The following is a 20435-nucleotide window of genomic DNA, read 5'->3' as shown; positions in this document are numbered from 1 at the left end:
ACCCATCCGGGTGGTGCGAGGCCCTCCTCACATGCACGTACGCCGTATCGATTTCCGCCGCTACGCCGCCCGCCCTCGACGGACCGAGCGTTCGGCGGCGAACACGTCCTCCAGGCGGTACATCGCCCGCCGTCCCTGCCGTCCTGCCGCCTTCAGGTGTCCGAGCTGCACCCACTTGCGGATGGTCGCGGGCGAGACATCGGCCTCGGCGGCGGCCAGATCGCCCGAGATCAGCGGTGCGGTCACGTCGATCGACGGTCCGGTCATGTCGTCTCCTCCGCGAGTACGTGCCGGCAGGCGGGGTTCACACACATCGCGACCCCGCGCTCCGGAAAGGCCCGCAGCGAAACGCAGTCGCAGGCGGGACAGCGCCCCGGCAGCCGAACCAGCTGCTCCGGATCCCCCATCGCGCGGGCACAGCGCCGGGCCATCCGGCGGGTCTCCTCCTCGATGTGCGCCGCAAGATCGGGCAGGTCACCGACCAGGGCGAGGAGTTCGGCAAGGCGGCGCAGGCGGACCGGTACCGGGGCCGCGGTGATGCGGCGCAGGCCGAGCCGGTCCCGTACGGCCTCCTCGAGCTCGATCACGCCGTCGGTGATGTCGCGGAGCGCGTCGGAGACGTAGAGGCGGACCGGTGCGACGCCGGATCCGGCCGGTCCGCCGCCCCGCACCTCGCGCAGGACACGCCCCGTGCCGGGCGCCAACTCCTCCAGAAGCATCGGATACCGGCGTCGCAGCGAGCCGATCCAGAGGGCGGCGCGATCGATCGAGCCGCCCGCCGCCTCCCCCGCCGTCTGCCCCGTCGTCTGCCCCGTCGTCCCGTTCATCGCCGTCTCCCCCATGCGGTTCATCGCCGCTCGCCCACCGACGAGCGGCGGGCCTTGACCTCGCGTCCGTTGCGCCACAGCCGCCCACCGCTGACCCCGTCGAACCAGGTGCGGGACGGGTCGACGATGGCTTCGCATTCGCGCCGGATCGGGCACTGATTGCAGGCTCGCAATACCGGTGCCGCCTCGGCGGGGACGCGAGTGAAGACGTACTGCTGTGGAAGATCCGCACAGGCGGCGTCCCTGCGCCAGTCGAGAGCTTCCCCCTCTCGCGCCTGGCCGTGCGAGAACGCACTGTTCAGAGCGTGTACGGGGACAGTCGTCCGGTTGGGCATGAGCGGCCCCTCCCCCGGGTATGCGAACATTAGTTCGAAGATGTGGATGCGTGATCAGAGTTACACGGTGCGTGCGCATGCGCAACTAAAAAGGTGGGTCCAGAGAGGCTGAAGAGGAGGACGAGATGTCTGGAAACAACCGCTGCGGACCCCCCTCCCCGCCGACGGGCAAGGGCCCCCGCGCCTGCGGGATCTTCACAACAACGTGCGAGCGCGCACACACCTTCGTGCGCGCGCGATCGGTACCCTCTCCCTGCGACGAGGGGAGAGCGACGACATGGCGTCCAGCTCGCGGGCGAGCGCCCGCATCGACCAGGGTTACCGAGCCGAGAGCGGCCATTCGCAGAGCCGGGAGAGCCGGGAGAGTGGCCAGAATCGGGCGGGTGAGCTCGAAGAGTTCGCCGCGTGGATCGAGGGCGTGATGCGCGAGCGCGGCTACGACATCGACAGCCCGCGCGGCGGCGGCAAATCGAAGCTCGCGGACGACGCGGGCGTGCACCGGGCTGCCGTCAGCCGTCTCATCCAGCGGCAGAGCATGCCCGACCTGGAGACGATGCGACGGCTGGCCGCGGTGCTCGGAGTCCCGCTGCGGGACATGCTGATCCGCTCCGGACGGCTGTCCGAGAACGATCTGCCGATCGCGGCCGCCCGGGGCGGCGACACCGATGCTCCCCGGCTGCTGAGCCCCGAGGAGGCGGCCCGGAGAATGGGCGTGCCTCCTGAACTTCAGGCGGTCTTCGTGCGGGTCACGAAAGCCTTCCTGCCGCAGGCCGAATAGCACGGGGCCGTTACGCAGCCCGGGGGCACAGAGGGAGTGCGAAAATGCCGAGTGACGAAGCGGAGGGGCCGTCCGGAGGCACGCGTCGCGATGCGGGACGCCAGGACGTCGAGGGGGAGACGACCACGTCGGATGAGCTTGCCTTCCTCGTCGGCGGGCTGCTGATCGAACTCGGCTCGAAGATCCAGGAAGCCGGGATCGACGGCGTACGGATCGTCACCGAGGAGGAGGCGCAACAGACCCAGCTGCGCTGGTTCCGCGAGGGCTGGGACGAGCACGCCCGCGCCGCGGAGCACGCCCGCGCGACGGAGCACGCCCGCGCGACGGATCCGGAGCCCGTACCGCCCGCCGGTCACACCGACGGAGAGCCCCCGGCCGCCAGGGTGTTCCACTTTCCCCCTGTCCCGCCACGGGGCACGCATCCCCTCCCGATCGTGGGCACAGACGAAGTGCGCGGCACCCGGGACCTGATGTCGCACCGGCCGCGAAAGCGGCGCGACGACTCGACGAAGCGCACGGGGCTCGACGACTGACGGCTGGTGTCCCGGCCCGGGACTCGCCCTTCACGCCCTCCCCACCGCGTCGTACGCCGTCAGCGCCGCCCGTAGCGTCAGCAGGTCCGTGTGAGCGGTGAGATCCAGGCCCGTCAGGGTGGCGATGCGGCGTAGGCGGTAGTCGACCGTGTTGGGGTGTACGTGCAGGCGTGCTGCCGTTTCGCGGCGGTCCAGGTTCGAGGCGAAGTACGTGCGGAGGGTGGCCGGCAGGTCCGGGCCGTCCGTCAAGGGGGAGAGGAGCGCCGCCAAGTGGGCGCGGGCGGGGCTCGCGCGGGTGAGTTGGTAGTCCAGGAGCAGCGCCGTCAGGGGGTAGACGCCCGGCGGTCGGCCCGTGCCCGTCGCGGTGTCGCGTAGTTCGGTGGCGAGGCGGACCGCCTGCGGGACCTCGGCCGGTGTGCTCGCGGCGACGCCCGCGGTCAGGGGCACTCCGCTGACGGTGATGAGGGATGCCGTCAGTTTCTCCAGGCGGGTGCGGTCAGTGGCGAGTGCCTGGTCCGGGGCCGTGTCCGACGGGATCAGTGCGAGGCCCTCGTCGGCGGACAGGCGGGAGAGGACGGGGTGGCCGAGAGCCCGGTCAAGCTCCGTACGCAGGCGTCGGATCTTGCGACGGGATGCCACGGTGGCGTCGACGTCGGCGCGGTCCTCGTCGGGGTGGCGCCCGATGGTGAAGGCGAGCGTCAGGTAGCACGGCGGGAGGCGTATCCCCAGGTGGGCGGAGTCGAGCCCGGCGCCTGCGCCATCGAGCAGGGCGGACAGGACGGTGTGCCGTGCCGCGTCGCGCTCCCCGATAAGCGACTGGCTCTCCTCCACGTATCCCGAGGTGACGGCGGCCGTGATCTCCCGCAGGCAGTCGAGGAGCAGCCGGTGGGCCTCGATCAGTTCGTGCGGTTCGACCGTCGATGTCACTTCCTCGACGCAGATGCTGGCCCCGTAGTGGTAGGCGCTGACTACCGCGTCCACGGGGAGGCGCTCCTCCGCGCGTCTGGCCGCCGAGCTGCGCACCTTCTCCAGGAACTCCGGGGGCGGCATGCGTTCCGTACGCAGCACCTCGGCGAAGGCGCGGATCGTCATGTCGACGATGGCCCGGACATCCCCGTGCAGTTCCTCGGCGGGCAGCCGCCGGTAGACCGGCAGGTCGTCCGCGATGCGCCGGGTGACCGTCGCGGCAAGCCCCGGTACGTCGGCGATCAGGAAGCGGCCCACGCTTTTGTCACCGGTCACAACTGACCCCTTGGAAAGTCTGGTTGCGCGCCTAGAACAACGAGGCCGCGATGGCCCGGATCATAAGGGCGTCCGTTACCCCCGGTACACCCCGCGCAATCCCAAGCACGCCCCACACCCCTCACAGGAGAGCCCGTGCGCCCCACACGTGCCCGTACCACCGCGCTCATGACCGTCGCCGCCCTGTCCGCCTGCGTCCTCGGAGGAGCGGCACCTGCCGGTGCGGCGTCCTCGAAGGCCGGTGAACCGCTGGAGTACGTCGCCATCGGTGACTCCTTCGCGGCAGGCCCCCTCATCCCCGACCAGAGCCAGCTGTCCTGTCTGCGCTCCGCCCGGAACTACCCGGCCGTCGCCGCCGAGGCACTGGGCGCCCGGCTCACCGACGTCAGCTGCTCCGGCGCGAAGGTGAGCGACTTCTCCGGGCGCCAATTCGGCCTGCTGCCGCCCCAGTACGAGGCGCTCAAGCCGAGCACCGACCTCGTGACCCTGACCATCGGCGGCAACGACGTCAGCCTCGTCGCCACGGCGCTCGGCTGCGTCAACCTCCTGCCGAAGCCCACCGGCATCTCCTGTGCCGACACCGCAGCGGGCAAGGGTGACCCCACATCGAAGGCCATCGACGCCTGGAGCAGCACCTTCGGCAAGGCGCTGGACGAGGTGCAACGGCGCGCCCCGAACGCGCGCATCGTCGTGGCGGGTTACGCCACCTACATCCGCAAGGACGGCTGCTGGCCCACCCAGCCCATCTGGGACAAGGACGCCAACTACCTCCAGGCCCGCGTGAACCAGCTCAACGGCGTCCTCGCCGAACAGAGCCGGGCGCACCACGCCACCTACGTCGACACCGCCGCCGTAAGCGCCGGTCACGACACCTGCGCCGCACCCTCCGAGCGCTACATCGAGGGCCTGGTGCCCTCCAGCGTCGCGGCGCCGCTGCACCCCAACGCCCGCGGCATGGCCGCCTTCGGGACGGCCGTCGCCCGCGCCGCACAACAGTAGGTACTGACGGGTCCTGACAGGCCCTGACAGGCCCTGACAGCCTCCGGCCGTCGCTGTCAGCGCGCGGGCCGCGCACTGACAGCGACGGTCGGCATCGTCTTGTCCATCGAGAACAGCGAGGGCCCGAACCGGTCCGAGCGATCTGTGGAGGAGGACAAGATGTCGTACGCCATCAAGGCCGAAGGACTGGTCAAGAAGTACGGGGACTTCGTCGCACTGGACGGCGTCGACCTGGAGGTCCCGGCCGGCAAGGTCATCGGGGTGCTCGGGCCGAACGGCGCCGGGAAGACCACCACCGTGCGGATCCTGTCGACGCTGCTTCGGCCCGACGCGGGGCACGCCACCGTCGGGGGTCACGACGTGGTCAAGGATCAGGTGCGGGTCCGCGGTCTCATCGGACTCACCGGGCAGTACGCCTCCGTGGACGAGGAACTGTCCGGCGCCGAGAACCTCGTACTCCTGGGGCGGTTGCTCGATCTGTCGCGGCGGGACGCCAAGGCGCGTGCCGTCGAACTCCTTGAGCAGTTCGAGCTGACCGAGGCCGCCCAGCGGCCGATCAGCACCTTCTCCGGAGGGATGCGGCGCCGCCTCGACCTCGCGGCGAGCCTCGTCGGACGGCCACAGGTGCTGTATCTGGACGAGCCGACCACCGGGCTCGACCCGCATGCCCGCAAGGAGGTCTGGGCGGTCGTGCGGCGGCTGGTCGCCGACGGGGCCACCGTGCTGCTCACCACGCAGTATCTGGAGGAGGCCGATCAACTGGCCGATTCCATCACCGTGTTCAACCGTGGCCGCGTCGTCGCGGAAGGGCGTCCCGACGAGCTCAAGCGGCGGGTCGGCGGTCAGACGCTGCAGGTCCGGCCGACCGTCGCCCGTGATCTGGACACCGTCAGCGGCATGCTCGCCGAGCTCACCGGCGCCGCGCCCCAGCATGACGCGGACAACGGTCTGCTCACCGTGCCGGTCGACGACCCGATGCTGATCTCCGCCCTCGTACGGCGCCTCGACGGGGCCGGCATCACCGCCGACGAGTTGGGTCTGCGCCTGCCCAGCCTGGACGAGGTCTTCCTGGCGCTCACCGGAAAGTCGGCCGAGAAGGCCGCGTGAGCGCTCCGCCGGGCCTGCGGTGAGCGACCTGCGGGCCGGTGGGGGCCGAGCGCGCAGTTCCCCGCGCCCCTACGGGACGCCCGCACAGGCCCCCACAGGCCCGAAACGCGTACGACACCCCCAACTCCCCCAGCACCACCACCGAGAGGACCCCGTCATGAGCGCCGCCACCACCATCCCGTCCGCCGTCCCGCAGACGACCGCCCCCGCACTCCGCATCACCCCGGCCAAGGCCGCCCGGCACAGTCTCGCCCTCGCCGGGCGCGGCATCACCAAGTTCGTCAAGTCGCCCGCACGGCTCGTCGACGTCGTCCTGACGCCGGTCGTGTTCCTGCTGATGTTCGTCTACCTCTTCGGTGGCGCCATCGCAGGCGGCGACACCGACGCCTACCTGCAGATGATCACGCCCGGCATCATGGTGATGACGGTCTTCCAGGCCAGTATCGGCATCGGCGTCTCGCTCAACGCCGATTCCAGCACCGGCATCTTCGACCGGTTCCGCAGCATGCCGATCGCCCGCTCCGCCCCGCTGATCGGCGCGGTGCTCGCCGATGTCGTCCGGTACGTGGTCTGCCTCGCCACGCTGGTGGCCCTCGCCCTGGTCATGGGCTACCGCGTCGACACCAACCCGGCGGCGGCCCTCGCCGCGCTCGCGGTGCTCATCGCCTTCGCCGTCAGCTTCTCCTGGATGTCGGTGTACGTCGGCATGCTGGTCAAGTCCCCCGGTTCGGTACAGGGCCTGATGACCGTCCTGGTCCTGCCGCTCACCTTCGCCAGCAACGTGTTCGTCCCGGACCGCACCATGCCGGGCTGGCTGCAGGTCTGGTCGGACATCAACCCCGTGAGCCTGATGGCCGACACCATGCGCGGCCTGCTGAACGGCGGCGAGGTCGCGGGGCCTTTCCTCGGCAGCCTGGCCTGGATGGTCGGCGTGATCGCGGTCTTCGCCCCCCTCGCGATGCGGGCCTACCGCAAGCGCGCCGCCTGAACCCAGCAGCATGAGCCCGCTACGACGACGACACCGGCTGACCGGCTTCCTCGGTCAGCCGGTTCAGCGCGTCCGCCCTCGTCAGCCCGGCGCCCCTGCCGTACGCCTCCTCGTACCCGGCGTCCCCGAGCCGCCCCACGATCTCGGCGACCAGCTCCCCCAACTGCGCATCCCCCTCGTCGTACACACCGCGGATGACCTGGCTCGACCCCAGCGCGGTGGCCGCCCCGGCCGCGTCGCCCTCCAACAGGAGCAGCCGGGCCAGGAGTTCGGCGGCCTGCGCGATGTCCGCGGCCTCACCCCGGGCGAAGGCGCCGCCCACCGCCCGCGGCAGGAGCTCGCGCGCCCGCACCGCGTCGCCCTGCGCGAGCCGGTTCGCCGTCCGGGCGCCCGCGATCAGGTCGCGGGCCATGTCCTCGGGGAGGGTCAGGCGGTCCGCGATGCCGTCCAGGCGGTCGAGGATCAGGTCGGCCCTCTCCAGCTCGCCCGACCTGCGGTGCAGATCGGCGAGGCTGAACAGCATCTCGGCCTCCATCCGCCGGTAGCCCCGCTCCTTCGCCTGCCTCTGCGCCTCGTGGATGTCCCGCAGGGCGCCCGCACGGTCGCCGCCGCGCAGGCGCTCCGCCGCGAGCCTGGCCCGGCTGTTGAAGAGGTCGTCCTCGGCTCCGAGTTCGGTGCCGACGGTCACCGCCCTCTCGTACGCGGCGATCGCGTCGCCGTGCTCCCCGCGCAGGGAGTGGTCCCGGCCGACGGCGAGCAGGGCGAGGCCGAGGCCCCAGCGGTCGCCCACCGCCTCGAAGCCGCGCAGCGCCGCTCGGCGCGCGTCGGCACCGGCCGACTGTTCGCCCTGCCCGGTGAGCACGAAGTCCCGCGCCCAGTGCGCGCTCGCCCGTACCCAGGGGTCCGGCCACTCCGCCGCCCGCCGGAGCCCGCTCTCCCCGAGGTCGGCGTTGCCGGTGAGGTGCGCGAGCATCGGGATCCAGAGCAGCAGCGCCGGGTGGAACTCCCCCGCGCCCGCCCGCTCGCAGTCCTCGATGAGCGTCCGCACGGGTATCTCGGGTGTCAGGGGTGTCAGGGGTACGTCGTCGGCGCCTGAAGCGTCCGAAGCGTCCGAAGCGCCTGCGGCATCCGCGGCCCCCGGAGTGCCCGCCATCAGCCGCACCACGCGGAATGCGGCCCGCGCCCGGCCGGGCAGGGCCTCGTCGAAGGTGAGGACCTCGGCGAGGAACGTCTCGAACTGGGTGCTCATCCCCCTGATCCCCCAGTACCAGAACAGCGCGCCCACGAACCGCGATACGAGGTCCGCGTCCCTGGCCTCGACGGCCGCCCGCAGCGCGGAGACCAGATTGTCGTGCTCGGCGTCGAAGAGCGCGATCGAGCGGAGCTGGTCGCCGGTGCGCAGGGCGGGCTCGTGCTGCTCGGCGAGGGCCAGGAAGTACGCGGAGAAGCGCGCAGCGGTCCGAGCACCGCCACCGCCCCCACCGGCCTCGTCTTCACTCAGGCGGTCGGCCGCGAAGGCGCGCACGGTCTCCGACATGCGGTAGCGCTGCTCGCCGTCCGGTTCATCGGAGATGTCCGTGTCCACGAGGGACTTCTCCACCAGGGAGCCCAGGACGTACAGCACGTCCTCGGCCGGCAGCGCCCCGTCCGAGCAGACCGCCTCCAGGGCGGCGACGGTCGCGCCGCCGGGGAACATCGACAGCCTGCGGGTGAGGATCCGCTCGGGCTCGTCGAGGAGGTCCCAGCTCCACTCGACCACCGCGAGCAGCGTGCGCTGGCGCGGAAGGGCGGTCCTGCTGCCCGAGGTCAGGAGGCGGAACCGGTCGTCGAGGCGGCGCGCGATCTGGCCGACGCTCATCGAGCGCAGCTTGGCCGCGGCCAGTTCCAGGGCGAGCGGTAGGCCGTCGAGGCGTCGGCAGATCTCCACCACCGCGGCCACGGTGGACTCGTCGAGCACGAAACCGGGCCGCACTCCGGACGCCCGGTCGGTGAAGAGACGTACCGCCGCCGAACCGGCCGCCTCCGCGAGCTCCGGAGCCCCCGCCGGCACGCCGAGCGGCCCGAGGTGGCACAGCGCCTCGCCCGTGATGGCGAGGGGTTCCCTGCTGGTGGCGAGGATCCTCAAGTGCGGCAGTTTGTCGAGGAGTTCGTACGCGAGGTCCGCCGCCGCATCGACCAGGTGCTCGCAGTTGTCCAGTACGAGGACGGCCTCACCGACATCGAGCACCTCGGTCACGCGGTCGTGCACGTGGTCGTGCACGTGGTCGTGCACGTGGTCGTGCACGTGGTCGTGCACGTGGTCGTGCACGTGGTCGTGCACGTGGTCGTGCACGTGGTCGTGCACATGATCACTGCTGAGCCCGACACTGAGGCCCGTACTGAGCGCGGCATGCACGGCGTCGGCCAGCTGGTCCGGGGTGCCCACACCGGCCAGCGGCACGAACCACACCCGGCCCCGCTGATACGCCCGGTGCCGGGTCACGGCTTCGAGCGACAGCCTGGTCTTGCCCGCGCCGCCGGGTCCGACGAGCGTGACGAGGCGGGATGCGGCCATCAGCGCGGCGAGCTGGTCGAGTTCGGCGTCACGGCCGACGAAGCTGGTGAGCCGGGCGGGGAGCCGCCTGGGCGCGGGCGCGATATCGGCGCGCGGCACCGACAACTCCAACTCCCCACGCAACAGAGCAAGATGGACATCCTTCAGCTCGGCCGACGGATCGACGCCGAGTTCGTCGTCGAGCCTGCCCCGCATCTCCTCGTACACGGCGAGGGCGTCGGCGTTGCGGCCCGCCGCGGACAGCGCGCGCATCCGGAGCGCTGCGACGCGCTCGCTCAACGGGCGTTCCGCGCCCGCCGCTTCGAGGTCGGCGAGGACATCGGCGTACCGGCCCAGGCGTATCTCGGCGTCGAAGCGGTCCTCCGCGGCGGCGGCCCGCAAGTCGTCGAGGCGCGCGGCGGCGACGCGGGCGAAGGGCGCCTCCAGAACGTCCGCGAGGGCGGCGCCCCGCCAGAGCGCGAGCGCCTCGCCGAGCGCGGAAGCGGCCTCCTCCGGGCGACCCCCGGCCAGTTCGCGCCTGCCCTGCCCTGCCAGCTCCTCGAAGCGGAACGTATCCACGTCGTCGGCGTTCACCGCGATCCGGTAGCCGCCCGCGACCGAGTCCACCGCCCCGGTCCCGCGCAGGGCCTTGCGCAGCCGGGACACCAGCGCCTGCAGGGCGTTGGCCGCGTCCACCGGCGGGTGCTCGCCCCACAGACCGTCGACGAGCGCGTCGACGGAGACCGGACGCCCCCCTTCGAGCGCGAGCCTGGCGAGCAGCATGCGCAGCCGTACGCCGCCCAGGCCGACCGGCGTCGCGTCGTCGGCGGCGGTGGCTCTGACCGGTCCGAGCAGGGAGATTCTCACCGCGCTGACTTTATCCACCGGCCGCCCACCCTCCTCGTTAGTTGTCCGTAAGGATTTCGGGGCAGAGTTAAGCTGGACTGCATGCTTGATACGCGGCGCATGCAGGTCCTCCGGGCAGTGGTCACCAGCGGTTCCGTGACCGCCGCCGCACGGAATCTCGGGTACACGCCCTCAGCGGTGAGCCAGCAGATGGCGGCCCTGGAGAAGGAGGCGGGCATCGCCCTCCTGGAGCGCACCGGCCGCGGGGTGCGGCCGACGGAAGCCGGGCGGCTGCTCACCGAGTACGCGGTCGCGATCGGCAAGCAGATCGCCGAGGCGGAGACCGCGCTCGCCGAGCTGCGGGCCGGACGGACGGGCCGGGTCTCGATGCGGTACTTCACCACGGCGGGCTCGGCGCTCGTCGCCCCGGCACTTGCCGCGCTGCGACGCGCGCAACCGGGCGTACAGGTCGAGTTGAAACTGTCCGACCCCGACGACCCGCTGCCGCAGGTGCGGGACCGCCTTGCGGATCTCGCGCTCGTGGTCCGGCCGCGCGGCCAACTGGGCGTGGACGGCGTCCGGTTCGAGCATCTCCTCGACGACCGGTACCACGCGGTGCTGCCCGCGGGGCATCCGCTCGCCGCGAAGCAGCTGCTCGACATGACGGACCTGGCCGACGAGCCGTGGGTGGCCAGCGAGACGCCGGGCCCCTGCCTCGACCCCATCCTCGACGCGTGCGGCGCGGCCGGCTTCAGCCCGGACTTCGTGGTGGAGAGCGGGGACTACGCCACTGCGCAGGGCTTCGTCGCCGCGGGCCTCGGCGTCAGCCTGGTCCCGCAACTCGGCCTCGAAGCGCCCCCCTCCGGCGTGGTCGTCCGCGAGGTCCACAACCCGGTGCCGATCCGTTCGATCTACGCGGCGGTGCGGGGTCCCGCGCCGGACCGTCCTGCGGTCCGGGGTCTTCTCGACGCGCTGCGGGACGCGGTGACTCAGATCGGCGTCTCAGCCTCCGGCCCGGCGTAACAACGCACGGTGACCGTCTGCCGCGGGCTCCAGCGCTGTTCGGCCGTGCCGAGGAATCGCCAGCCCGTACGTTCGTAGAGGGCGGTCGCCGAAGTGTCGTACGCGACGACGTCCAGGACAGGGTGCAACCCCAGCTCGGCGGCCTCCGCCACGACCCGCGCGAGGAGCAGCGCCCCAAGTCCGTGGCCACGGGCTCCCGGCGGGACGAACAGCCGGCTGACCACCGCGATCTCGTCGACCGGCACTCCTTCGCGCCTGCTCCACAGGGCGGGCGCGACATCACCCTCCGCACTCCGGCAGAGCACGACGTGCCCGGCGACACAGCCGCCGAGCTCGGCGACCCAGGCCCCGATGGGTGAGCCCCCGCCCCCGATCAGCCATTCGGCAGGCTGCTCGGGCCAGTTGGTGGGGTAGCCGTCGGCCTCGTGCACCTGGGCCAGGGCTTCCACGCAGGCGGGGAGGTCGGGGGCGTGGCGGGGGCGGATGCGAGGGGTGGGCGCGGGGCTCATCTGCGTATGCAAGCACGGGCGCGAAGTGCTGGTTCGTGCAGGGGAGGATGCGGGGCAATCGGGTGGGTGGGCGGGAAGAATCCGCCGCGAAGCGGCGGCACAAACAAAAACGGCGGCACAGCCGGGAACGGAGCCGCACCCGAGGCCGGACCCCCAGTTCTTGACGCTCAGATGACTCTGCCGACCATGGGCGCCCCGCGCCCCCCGCGCTAAGGTCAGGATTCAGACAGAGCCTGCATGACATGGGGGAGGCGGCCGCCGATGGCGCCGGATGAGGCTGTGATCGGCTGTACCGGTGAACTCGTCATCGGTACACGCGGATCCGCGGGGCCCGGAGAGGTCCTGGTGCGGATCCGAGGGGGTTCTGAGACGTTTCTCGCCTGGTCCGACGAGCCGCTGCCGCACGGCGCCGCCGTGCTCGTGATCGAGTCGCGGGGCAGCCGCCAGGTCGATGTCATCAAGTGGGCGGACCCGTTGGACGCGTTGGCCGGCGATGGTGCCGGCGGCGCCGGTTGAGGAGTCGATCCATGTTCGGTTACCGCGTTCCCGCCCCCGATGAGGCGATGCTGATCTCCGGCGGCAGGCGGGGCCTCGGCGGCGCCCCGTTCCGGGTCGTGACGGGGCACGGCAAGTTCGTGCTGCCCGTCTTCCGCAAGACCCGCTTCCTCACGCTCTCGATGAACGAGGCGGAGGTCGTCGAGAACTGCGTGACCCGCCAGGGCATCGCCCTGCGCGTGCGCGCCGTGATCGCCTTCAAGGTCGGCAACGACACGGAGAGCATCGTCAACGCGGGCCAGCGCTTCCTCTCCGACCAGGACCAGATGTCCGTCCTCACCGGCCGCATCTTCGCCGGACATCTGCGCTCCATCATCGGCTCGATGACGGTCGAGGAGATCGTCACCGAGCGGCAGAAGCTCGCCACCGAGGTCCTGGACACCTCGAAGTCCGAGATGGCGAAGATCGGCCTGCACGTGGACTCGCTTCAGATCCAGTCGATCGACGACGGCGACACGGGCTACATCGACGCCATGTCGGCCCCGCACAAGGCCGCCATCCAGCGCCAGGCCCAGATCGCCCAGGCCAAGGCCACCCAGGCCGCGTCCGAGGCCGAGCAGGAGGCGGCTCGCAACCAGGCCGAGTACGCGCGGCAGACCGCGATCGTGCAGGCCCAGTACTCCGCCGAGGTCGAGCAGGCCCAGGCCAAGGCCGCCCAGGCGGGCCCCCTCGCGGAGGCGCACGCGCAGCAGGAGGTGCTGGACGCGCGTACCGAACTGGCGGAGCGCGCCGCCCAGTTGCGTCAGCAGCAGCTGGTCGCCGAGGTGGTCAAGCCCGCGGAGGCGGACGCCCAGCGGATCCGGGTCCTCGCCCTGGCCGAGGCCGAGCGGATGAAGATCCAGGCCGAGGCGGCGGCGTCGTACGACCGTGTCGCGCTCGACCGGATGCTGATCGACCAGCTGCCGCTGATCGTGAAGGAGGCGGCGACCGGCCTCTCCGGTGCCAACGTCAACGTACTGAACGGCGCGGACGGGCTCGGCGAGATCGCGGCCGGGCTCGTCGGGCAGGGCCTGACGATCCTGGACTCGGTACGGAACAACCTCGGTACGCCCGCGGCACAGGGGCAGGGGCAAGGGCAGGCGCCGGGGCAGGGTGAGCGCGAAGCGGGGGACATCAAGCGGTACTTGGGCGCGCCCGCGGGTCGCGGCCAGGCGGGCGGCGGCAAGGGGGACGGCCCGGTCGAGATCCAGTAGCCTCCCTGGCCCTCGGCAGTACGTTCCGGGGTCGGGGCGGGGCCTGGCCCGCCCCCGAGCCCGAGCCCGAGCCCGCCAAAGTGTCCGCGTTGCCCGACTTCAGGTTAAATACGACCTATGTCGCAGCCGGGGACGCTCATCCTGATCATGGCCATCGCCGTGCTCGCGCCCCTCCTCACCTACGGCTTCAGCCGCTGGATCCCCGTCCCCCTCGTCATCTTCGAGATCCTGCTCGGCATCGTCATCGGCCCCGACGTCCTCGGCCTGGCCCATCACGACGCGGCCATCGACGCGCTGTCGGACCTCGGCCTCTCGATGCTGATCTTCCTCGCGGGGTACGAGATCCAGTTCGGCGCCGTCCGCGGGGACACCCTGCGCCGTTCGGTGTGGGCGTGGGTGATCTCGCTGGCGCTCGGCCTCGGCGTCGCGTTCGCGCTGACCGGGGGCGCGGCCACCAAGAGCTTCGTCATCGGCACGGCGCTGACCAGTACCGCGCTCGGCACGGTGCTTCCGATCCTGCGCGACTCCGGGGATCTGCGGGGCCGCTTCGGGACGGTGATGATGGCGTTCGGCGCGGTCGGTGAGTTCGGCCCGATCATCGCCATGGCGCTGCTCCTGAGCGGTCGCGCCCCCGGTATGTCGACCGTGCTGCTCGCCGCTTTCGCCGCCGTCACGGCCGCCGCGGTCTACTGGGCGCTGCGGCCGAGGCCTCCCTGGTTCTCCCGGGTCATCGCCAAGACCCTGCACAGCAGCGGCCAGTTCGCGGTGCGCTTCGTGATGCTGCTGCTCGCCGCGATGCTCGGCCTCTCGTACGCCTTCGGCCTCGACTCGCTCCTGGGCGCGTTCGCGGCGGGCCTGCTCACCCGTCTCGTACTGCAGGGCGCGGCGCCCGAGAGCAGCGATGTGGTCCTCGGGAAGATCGAGGCGATGGGCTTCGGCTTCCTGGTGCCGGTGTTCTTCATCGTGACCGGCATCGACTTCGACCTGGACGCGCTCCTTCACGGCGGCCGCGCGCTCGTCCTGTTGCCCGCCTTCCTCCTGCTCTTCCTGCTCGTACGGGGCCTGCCCGTGTACTTCCTCGCCCCACGTGACCTGGACGTCCGGGACCGGCGTGCCCTCACGCTCTACTCCTCCACGGCCCTGCCGCTCGTCGTCGCGATCACCGCCATCGGCCTTGACGACAAGGCACTGACGGCGGGCGAGGCGGCGGCGCTCGTCGGGGCGGGGATGGTGTCGGTCCTTGTCTTCCCGCTGGTGGCGCTGAGGCTGCGGGCACGGTCGCCGCGTGGCCTGAGCGCGGCACCCGGGAGATGATCGACTCCATGGACGTCACCCTGCATCTGGCCCAGGAACCGGAAGCCGATGAGCTCCTCGGCCGCAGTCCGCTGGCCGCGCTCGTCGGGATGCTGCTCGACCAGCAGGTTCCGATGGAGTGGGCGTTCGCGGGCCCGCATACGATCGCGCGGAGGTTGAACGCGGACGATCTCGACGCGCACGAGATCGCGGCGTACGACCCTGACGAGTTCGCGGCGCTTCTCTCCACGAAGCCCGCCGTGCATCGCTATCCGGGGTCGATGGCGAAGCGGATCCAGCAGCTGTGCGCGTACCTGGTGGAGCACTACGACGGTGACCCCACCGCCCTGTGGGAAGCGGCCGCGTCCGGCAAGGAGCTGCAGCAGCGCCTGAACGACCTCCCCGGATTCGGAAAGCAGAAGTCCCAGATCTTCCTGGCCCTGCTCGGCAAGCAGCTGGGCGTACGTCCCTCCGGCTGGCGGGAGGCGGCGGGGCCTTACGGAGAGCCGGACGCGTACCGCTCGGTGGCGGACATCACCGGCCCCGAGTCCCTCCAAAGGGTCCGCACCCACAAGCAGCAGCTCAAGGCAGCAAAAGCCTCCGGCAACTAGCCCCGCCTGCACCCCCGGCATCACCCCCCACCGAACAGGCCTCCCCACCCGCCCGCCCGTTCACCCCGCATCTCACCTCGACGAACAAGCTCTCCCGCCCACCCACCCGATTGCCCCACATCAGCGACGGATTGGCCGCAGTCGGCAGCGAGACGTGAGGGGGTGTGTCGGTATTTCCGCCCGGAGCACGGTTCGCAGCACTCCGGGGCCGAAGCAGTCGGACGCCCACCGGCGGATGGCGAGGACGGACATACCGGCGCGGCCCCGCCCCCAAGACAGACCCGCACCGCACCCCGGCACCCAGACACCGCCCCCGCCCCCGCCCCCGGCGAGAACCCGCGTCAGCCACACGCCCCGTCCGTAGCCCATGAGGGCGGATCTCGGCGTCGGGCAACACCAACCGGGTCCAGCCGGGGGACATGACCCCTCATGAGCCGCGCCGCGTCACCCCGACCCGCGTGGCTCCGGGCTGCCCTCATCCTGCTGGCGCTCCTCGGCACCGTCCTCGCCCCCGCGGCCACCGCCGAAGCCGCCCCCGCCCCACCCGCGGCCGTGTCCATCGAGCTCACCGGCGAGGCCCACCAGGACACCGCCGACAGCGCACTGCGCGTCCCCACAAAACGCCCCGCCCCCCTCACCACCCCGGCCACAGGCCACCGCACCCCCGAGCCGCTCCCGCTCGCACCCCCGCACCCCCAGACCCCGCACCTCCACCTCCCCGCCCCTCGCTCCGTCGTCCTCCGCTGCTGACAGTCCCCGCCCGGACTGACCACCACCCACCCCCCGCCAAACAGCAGCGAACCGAGGAAGACACCCATGCCCATCGACCCGTACGCGGCCCTGCACGCCCTTCTCCGCGCCGAAGCCGTGCGCAACGCTCCCAGCCCCGAAGTCCCCGCCCCGGCCCCGTCACAGACCGAGGACGAGGACCACGAGAAGAAGCACAGCTCCGAGCAGAACGGACGCTGACCCACCCCACCGGCGCGGACGCTGAGGCGAACGCTCAAGGCGCGCGCCCCGCCCGCCTCAGCGTCCGCGCCATCGACAAGTTCAAGCCCTTCTTGGTCGGCGTAGGGAAAGATCAGGCCGAGTGACTGCCTGGGGAGGAACACCGGCACACCCTGCGCGGCCAGTTGCTCGGCGATGAGGAGCGTTTTCGTTTTCCCGTGCCGGTCTCCCCCTGAGACGAGCCCGTGCCGGTTGAGCATGCCCCCCACCCCACCGGAACCTTCCCCTCCGGTCGTCACCCCCTCGACCGGCGAAGACTCGTTAGAGGGGTTCGAGCCCTCCGTCATGGACGGCATCGGCCGGCTGTCGCTCACTTCTGCCCCTGCTCCCGGCTTGAGCGTTTCCGCTATGCCCCGATTTCCGGCGTCATTTCCCAGCGGCGCACTGCGTCGCCATGGCTGCGCCCGGAGAGCCTTGCCCGGTAGGCTTTCCGTGTGATCTTCAAGCGCATCGGAAACGGCCGGCCGTACCCCGACCACGGCCGGGAAAGCACCCGGCAGTGGGCGGACGTCGCGCCGCGCCCGGTCCGCCTCGATCAGCTCGTGACGACCAAGGGCCAGCTGGACCTAGAGACGCTCCTCGCGGAGGACTCGACGTTCTACGGCGACCTCTTCGCGCACGTGGTGAAGTGGCAGGGCGACCTCTACCTGGAAGACGGACTGCACCGCGCGGTCCGTGCCGCGCTCCAGCAGCGCCAGGTACTGCACGCCCGCGTCCTCGAGATGGGCTGACCGGCGGACGACAGCGGACGGCAGCCGTACCGCCGGGCGGCCACGCCCTCATTGGCCCTTTTGGGTTGCACTGAGCCCAAGTCAATGATCATTTAGTAGGCATCACGGCGTCGCCGCACTACGCTGCGCCCATGAGCATGCTCACTCCCCCCGGCATGGGCGGCAAGTACCGCATCACGGGGTCCAAATACCCGCGAATGCGCCGAAACCGTGGCCGCCGCAGGCTCGTGCTCGCGGTGGTCGCGTCCGTCGTCGCGGTCGGCCTGATCGGCTGGGGAACGCTGCAGCTCATCGACGTCTTCACGGGCGGCGACAAGGCCACGGCGGCGAGCTCGCGCGGCGACTGCGCGGCCAAGCGGTCCGGCCCCTCGGACGGCCCCTCGGGTAAGCCGTCCGCGCCCAAGGCGCTTCCCGAACCCGGCCAGATCAAGGTCAACGTCTTCAACGCGACGGCCCGCGGCGGTCTCGCCAAGGACGTCGCCGCGGCGCTCAAGAAGCGCGGCTTCACCGTCGGCAAGGTGGACAACGCGCCGAAGGAGTACGACAAGAAGGTCAAGGGCACCGGGATACTGCTCGGCGCCAAGTCCGCCACGGACAGCGCGCTGCCGGTGCTCGGCACGCAGCTCGCGGACGCCGAGAGCCGGACGGACGCCCGCAAGGGCGCCGAGGTGGACCTCATTCTGGGCGCGAAGTTCAAGGATCTGGCAAAGAAGAAGGACGCCGACAAGGCTCTGGCGGTACTCGCCAAACCCAAGCCGACGCCCTCGCCGTCCAGCGGCCAGAAGGACTGCTGAGCGCTACTCCGCGGTCCCGTACATCCGGTCCCCGGCGTCGCCGAGGCCCGGCACGATGTAGCCGTTCTCGTTGAGCCGCTCGTCGACCGATGCCGTCACGACCGTCACCGGTGTGCCCGCGAGCTCGCGCTCCATGACCTCGACGCCCTCGGGGGCGGCGAGCAGCACCACGGCGGTGACATCGTCGGCGCCGCGCTTGATCAGTTCCTGGATGGCCGCGACGAGCGTGCCGCCGGTGGCCAGCATCGGGTCGAGGACGTACACCTGGCGCCCGGAGAGGTCCTCCGGCATACGGGTCGCGTACGTCGACGCCTGCAGCGTCTCCTCGTCGCGGATCATCCCGAGGAAGCCCACCTCGGCGGTCGGCAGGAGCCGCACCATGCCGTCCAGCATGCCGAGCCCGGCGCGCAGGATCGGCACGACCAGGGGGCGCGGGTAGGACAGCTTGACGCCGGTCGTCGGAGTGACCGGGGTCTCGATGTCGACCTGCTCGGTGCGCACGTCCCGGGTGGCCTCGTACGCGAGCAGGGTGACCAGCTCGTCGGCGAGGCGCCGGAAGGTAGGAGAGTCGGTGCGCTTGTCGCGCAGCGTGGTGAGTTTGTGCGCCACCAGCGGGTGGTCGACGACGTGGATCCGCATGCCTTCAACAGTAACCGCGCCCCGGACCACCCGGACTCCCCCCATGGCGGCCGCCCCCGCCCTCGCCCCGGACCTCTGGAAACACCCCGCGCTGGCATCAAACCCGCCGAACGGGGGAAAGTGGACGTACGACCTGGGGTGGTGTTGCCCATGCCGGACAGAGAGCCGGGCGGCCGAGAGCCGGACCGCGAGACCGAAGCAGAGCGTCGGCGCCGTCGCGCCCAGTTCCTGCACGAACGGGCCGAGGCCATCGAGCTCCGCGACCGCGTGAAGCCGCGCCGCGCCCGGGCGGCACGGATGCGTCAGCAGATGCGCATGCGCACGTTCCGCTGGTAGCGGCCACCTCTCAGGCAGGCCTCCCGGGAGCCGTCCGCGCGACGCGACGCGGACACGACGCGAACACAGCGGGCGGAAGACCTCTCCTCGGGCCGTGGTTTCTGCCACGATTCCGAGTGGGCGGGGCTTGGAACAGCAACTCCCCCGCTCCCCGAACTCGCCGGGGGGACACCCAAACCGTCAACCGGCACTGTCTATGACCAGTGGGAGAGTCACGGTGTACTTCGCCGCACTGCTCGCGCGCACCGAAGACGGGTGGGAAGCGAGCGACACGGAGCTCGACGATGTGGAGACCCTGTCGGATCTGACCGACCTGGCCCGCGAGGCCACGGCCGGCAGCGCAGAGGACGACACCGTCCTCGTCTTCATCGAACAGGAAGGCGCCTGGTTCGGCGTCGTCCGTGTGGACGGTGAGGAGGACCCTCGTATCTACGTCTCGGACGCGGCCGCGGCCGCCCGCAGTTCGTACGGCGAGATCCTGCTCACCGACGAGATGCTCGGCCGTGAGCCGGGCACCGACGATCCGGGCGTCGATCTGGACGCCCTCGACCTGGACGGCACGGAGGACGGCGAACCCGCCGACCCCGACGCCGCCCCCGATTCCGCCACCGACGACGACACGGGGGACGCCGCGGAGGACGCGGCGCCCGCGGGGCCTCTCGGCGACTCGGAGCTCCTGAGCGACCTCGGCGTGCCCGAGAAGGAGCTGCTCGGTCTGGAGCCCGGTGACGCGCTCAGCGACATCGCCGAGATCCTCGGGGCGGCGGAGGTGCTCGAAACCGTCCGCTAGGTTCCCGGTGTGACCGACCGGAGCGACCACATCCCCCCACCCGAACCCGACCGGGAACCCGGCGAAGAAGCCGATCCCGTACGCGACCGCTGGCGGGCACCCATGCGGCTCGCCCTGGCCGAGGCCGAACTGGCCGTCCAGGGCGGCGATGTGCCCGTCGGCGCCGTCGTGCTGTCCCCGGACGGCACGACGGTGCTCGCGGCGGGCCACAACGAACGCGAGGCGACCGGCGACCCGACGGCGCACGCGGAGGTACTAGCCGTCCGCCGGGCCGCCGCCGCGCTCGGGGAGTGGCGCCTGACCGGCTGCACGCTGGTGGTGACCCTGGAGCCGTGCACGATGTGCGCGGGCGCGCTCGTCCAGTCCCGGGTCGACCGGGTCGTCTACGGAGCGCGTGACGAGAAGGCGGGCGCCGCGGGCTCCGTCTGGGACGTCGTACGCGACAGAAGGCTCAACCACCGTCCCGAGGTGATCGAGGGCGTCCTCGCGGACGAGGCCGCCGGGCTGCTCACCCGCTTCTTCCGGGGCCGCTGAGCGGCTCTGTGCCGGGCCTCGGGCAGCTGTCGCGCGGGCGCCGGGCAGCCGTGGGCCAAACGGATTTCGGACCACGGCCCACCTTGGGCTAGAGTTCCTCTCGGTAGCGTGTCCGAGCGGCCGAAGGAGCTCGCCTCGAAAGCGAGTGTGGGGAAACTCACCGTGGGTTCAAATCCCACCGCTACCGCTCTTGAAACGAAGGCCCCGTCCGCGAGGACGGGGCCTTCGTCG

The 20435-nt window shown here is 71.5% G+C and carries 24 protein-coding genes, 1 tRNA gene and 1 pseudogene; 18 read left to right on the top strand and 8 right to left on the bottom strand.

Annotated features, from left to right (window positions below; translation table 11 throughout):
• Positions 1-60: 60 nt before the first annotated feature.
• From ACFQ7F_RS37525 to ACFQ7F_RS37515, 3 genes are read right to left on the bottom strand one after another with little or no spacing between them, the layout of a single operon-like run.
• Positions 61-267 carry a helix-turn-helix domain-containing protein gene (locus ACFQ7F_RS37525; RefSeq protein ID WP_383280988.1) on the bottom strand — a complete coding sequence of 69 codons (207 nt, stop codon included), beginning with the start codon at positions 265-267 and terminating at the stop codon, positions 61-63.
• Positions 264-827 carry a hypothetical protein gene (locus tag ACFQ7F_RS37520; protein WP_383280985.1) on the bottom strand — a complete coding sequence of 188 codons (564 nt, stop codon included), beginning with the start codon at positions 825-827 and terminating at the stop codon, positions 264-266. Before ACFQ7F_RS37520 ends, ACFQ7F_RS37525 begins: the two co-directional genes overlap by 4 nt.
• A gap of 20 nt (positions 828-847) precedes the next feature.
• On the bottom strand, positions 848-1162 hold the full coding sequence (locus ACFQ7F_RS37515; RefSeq protein WP_383280982.1) for a WhiB family transcriptional regulator: 315 nt from the start codon (positions 1160-1162) through the stop codon (positions 848-850).
• A gap of 421 nt (positions 1163-1583) precedes the next feature.
• Between ACFQ7F_RS37515 and ACFQ7F_RS37510 the strand changes: the two genes are divergently transcribed.
• On the top strand, positions 1584-1940 hold the full coding sequence (locus tag ACFQ7F_RS37510) for a helix-turn-helix domain-containing protein (protein WP_383280996.1): 357 nt from the start codon (positions 1584-1586) through the stop codon (positions 1938-1940).
• A gap of 44 nt (positions 1941-1984) precedes the next feature.
• Positions 1985-2473, top strand: coding sequence for a hypothetical protein (locus ACFQ7F_RS37505; RefSeq protein WP_383280979.1), 489 nt, complete (start codon positions 1985-1987; stop codon positions 2471-2473).
• A gap of 30 nt (positions 2474-2503) precedes the next feature.
• On the opposite strand, the gene ACFQ7F_RS37500 is transcribed toward ACFQ7F_RS37505, so the two are convergent.
• Positions 2504-3715 (bottom strand): PucR family transcriptional regulator, encoded by a 1212-nt coding sequence (locus ACFQ7F_RS37500; RefSeq protein ID WP_383280976.1) that lies wholly within the window; start codon positions 3713-3715, stop codon positions 2504-2506.
• A gap of 135 nt (positions 3716-3850) precedes the next feature.
• Between ACFQ7F_RS37500 and ACFQ7F_RS37495 the strand changes: the two genes are divergently transcribed.
• From ACFQ7F_RS37495 to ACFQ7F_RS37485, 3 genes are all read left to right on the top strand, one after another.
• The gene (locus ACFQ7F_RS37495; RefSeq protein ID WP_383280973.1) at positions 3851-4714 is read left to right on the top strand and encodes an SGNH/GDSL hydrolase family protein; all 864 of its coding nucleotides are present in this window, start codon (positions 3851-3853) and stop codon (positions 4712-4714) included.
• A gap of 159 nt (positions 4715-4873) precedes the next feature.
• Positions 4874-5821 (top strand): ATP-binding cassette domain-containing protein, encoded by a 948-nt coding sequence (locus ACFQ7F_RS37490; RefSeq protein ID WP_383280970.1) that lies wholly within the window; start codon positions 4874-4876, stop codon positions 5819-5821.
• Between the two features lie 157 nt (positions 5822-5978).
• A complete protein-coding gene (locus ACFQ7F_RS37485) occupies positions 5979-6809 on the top strand; it encodes an ABC transporter permease (RefSeq protein WP_383280967.1) in 831 nt (276 codons plus the stop codon).
• A 19-nt stretch (positions 6810-6828) separates the two neighbouring features.
• On the opposite strand, the gene ACFQ7F_RS37480 is transcribed toward ACFQ7F_RS37485, so the two are convergent.
• Complete coding sequence (locus tag ACFQ7F_RS37480) at positions 6829-10209, bottom strand: BTAD domain-containing putative transcriptional regulator (protein WP_383280964.1); 3381 nt, start codon at positions 10207-10209, stop codon at positions 6829-6831.
• 81 nt (positions 10210-10290) lie between these two features.
• Here ACFQ7F_RS37480 and ACFQ7F_RS37475 point away from each other — a divergent pair, with 81 nt between their 5' ends.
• Complete coding sequence (locus ACFQ7F_RS37475; protein ID WP_383280961.1) at positions 10291-11211, top strand: LysR family transcriptional regulator; 921 nt, start codon at positions 10291-10293, stop codon at positions 11209-11211.
• Here the strand turns inward: ACFQ7F_RS37475 and ACFQ7F_RS37470 are convergent.
• Complete coding sequence (locus ACFQ7F_RS37470; RefSeq protein ID WP_383280958.1) at positions 11178-11720, bottom strand: GNAT family N-acetyltransferase; 543 nt, start codon at positions 11718-11720, stop codon at positions 11178-11180. The two genes, ACFQ7F_RS37475 and ACFQ7F_RS37470, sit on opposite strands and share 34 nt — an antisense overlap.
• 261 nt (positions 11721-11981) lie before the next feature.
• On the opposite strand from ACFQ7F_RS37470, the gene ACFQ7F_RS37465 reads away from it, so the two are divergent.
• The 6 genes from ACFQ7F_RS37465 (at position 11982) to ACFQ7F_RS37440 (ending at position 16341) form a co-directional block, all read left to right on the top strand.
• Positions 11982-12236: a hypothetical protein gene (locus ACFQ7F_RS37465; RefSeq protein ID WP_383280955.1), complete on the top strand. Its 255-nt coding sequence runs from the start codon at positions 11982-11984 to the stop codon at positions 12234-12236.
• 11 nt (positions 12237-12247) lie between these two features.
• Positions 12248-13468 (top strand): flotillin family protein, encoded by a 1221-nt coding sequence (locus ACFQ7F_RS37460; protein WP_383280952.1) that lies wholly within the window; start codon positions 12248-12250, stop codon positions 13466-13468.
• 117 nt (positions 13469-13585) lie between these two features.
• Positions 13586-14782 (top strand): cation:proton antiporter, encoded by a 1197-nt coding sequence (locus tag ACFQ7F_RS37455; protein WP_383280949.1) that lies wholly within the window; start codon positions 13586-13588, stop codon positions 14780-14782.
• 8 nt (positions 14783-14790) lie between these two features.
• Complete coding sequence (locus ACFQ7F_RS37450; RefSeq protein ID WP_383280946.1) at positions 14791-15372, top strand: HhH-GPD-type base excision DNA repair protein; 582 nt, start codon at positions 14791-14793, stop codon at positions 15370-15372.
• A gap of 429 nt (positions 15373-15801) precedes the next feature.
• Positions 15802-16122, top strand: coding sequence for a hypothetical protein (locus ACFQ7F_RS37445; RefSeq protein WP_383280943.1), 321 nt, complete (start codon positions 15802-15804; stop codon positions 16120-16122).
• A 66-nt stretch (positions 16123-16188) separates the two neighbouring features.
• Positions 16189-16341, top strand: a complete 153-nt coding sequence (locus ACFQ7F_RS37440; RefSeq protein ID WP_383280940.1) for a hypothetical protein — start codon at positions 16189-16191, stop codon at positions 16339-16341.
• A gap of 134 nt (positions 16342-16475) precedes the next feature.
• Here ACFQ7F_RS37440 and ACFQ7F_RS37435 read toward each other — a convergent pair.
• A pseudogene (locus ACFQ7F_RS37435) lies at positions 16476-16580 on the bottom strand (helicase HerA-like domain-containing protein); the annotation flags it as partial.
• 234 nt (positions 16581-16814) lie between these two features.
• Between ACFQ7F_RS37435 and ACFQ7F_RS37430 the strand changes: the two are divergent.
• Entirely contained in the window at positions 16815-17111 is a 297-nt protein-coding gene (locus ACFQ7F_RS37430) for a type II toxin-antitoxin system VapB family antitoxin (protein ID WP_014155093.1), read from the top strand.
• Between the two features lie 131 nt (positions 17112-17242).
• Positions 17243-17905, top strand: coding sequence for a LytR C-terminal domain-containing protein (locus ACFQ7F_RS37425; protein ID WP_383280936.1), 663 nt, complete (start codon positions 17243-17245; stop codon positions 17903-17905).
• A 3-nt stretch (positions 17906-17908) separates the two neighbouring features.
• On the opposite strand, the gene upp is transcribed toward ACFQ7F_RS37425, so the two are convergent.
• Entirely contained in the window at positions 17909-18544 is a 636-nt protein-coding gene (gene upp / locus ACFQ7F_RS37420) for a uracil phosphoribosyltransferase (RefSeq protein WP_135331553.1), read from the bottom strand.
• Between the two features lie 150 nt (positions 18545-18694).
• Between upp and ACFQ7F_RS37415 the strand changes: the two genes are divergently transcribed.
• The 4 genes from ACFQ7F_RS37415 (at position 18695) to ACFQ7F_RS37400 (ending at position 20391) form a co-directional block, all read left to right on the top strand.
• Positions 18695-18880 carry a hypothetical protein gene (locus ACFQ7F_RS37415; protein ID WP_160505980.1) on the top strand — a complete coding sequence of 62 codons (186 nt, stop codon included), beginning with the start codon at positions 18695-18697 and terminating at the stop codon, positions 18878-18880.
• 217 nt (positions 18881-19097) lie between these two features.
• Positions 19098-19670 (top strand): hypothetical protein, encoded by a 573-nt coding sequence (locus ACFQ7F_RS37410; protein ID WP_383280993.1) that lies wholly within the window; start codon positions 19098-19100, stop codon positions 19668-19670.
• 102 nt (positions 19671-19772) lie between these two features.
• Positions 19773-20204, top strand: coding sequence for a tRNA adenosine(34) deaminase TadA (gene tadA, locus ACFQ7F_RS37405; protein ID WP_383280990.1), 432 nt, complete (start codon positions 19773-19775; stop codon positions 20202-20204).
• 102 nt (positions 20205-20306) lie between these two features.
• Positions 20307-20391 (top strand) — tRNA-Ser (locus ACFQ7F_RS37400).
• Positions 20392-20435: the final 44 nt, after the last annotated feature.

It is taken from the genome of Streptomyces sp. NPDC056486 (assembly GCF_042795295.1).
In the GTDB taxonomy this organism is placed as follows: Bacteria; Actinomycetota; Actinomycetes; order Streptomycetales; family Streptomycetaceae; genus Streptomyces.
The sequence above is the reverse complement of the archived record's forward strand: the minus strand, read 5'-3'. Positions and strand labels throughout refer to the sequence as shown.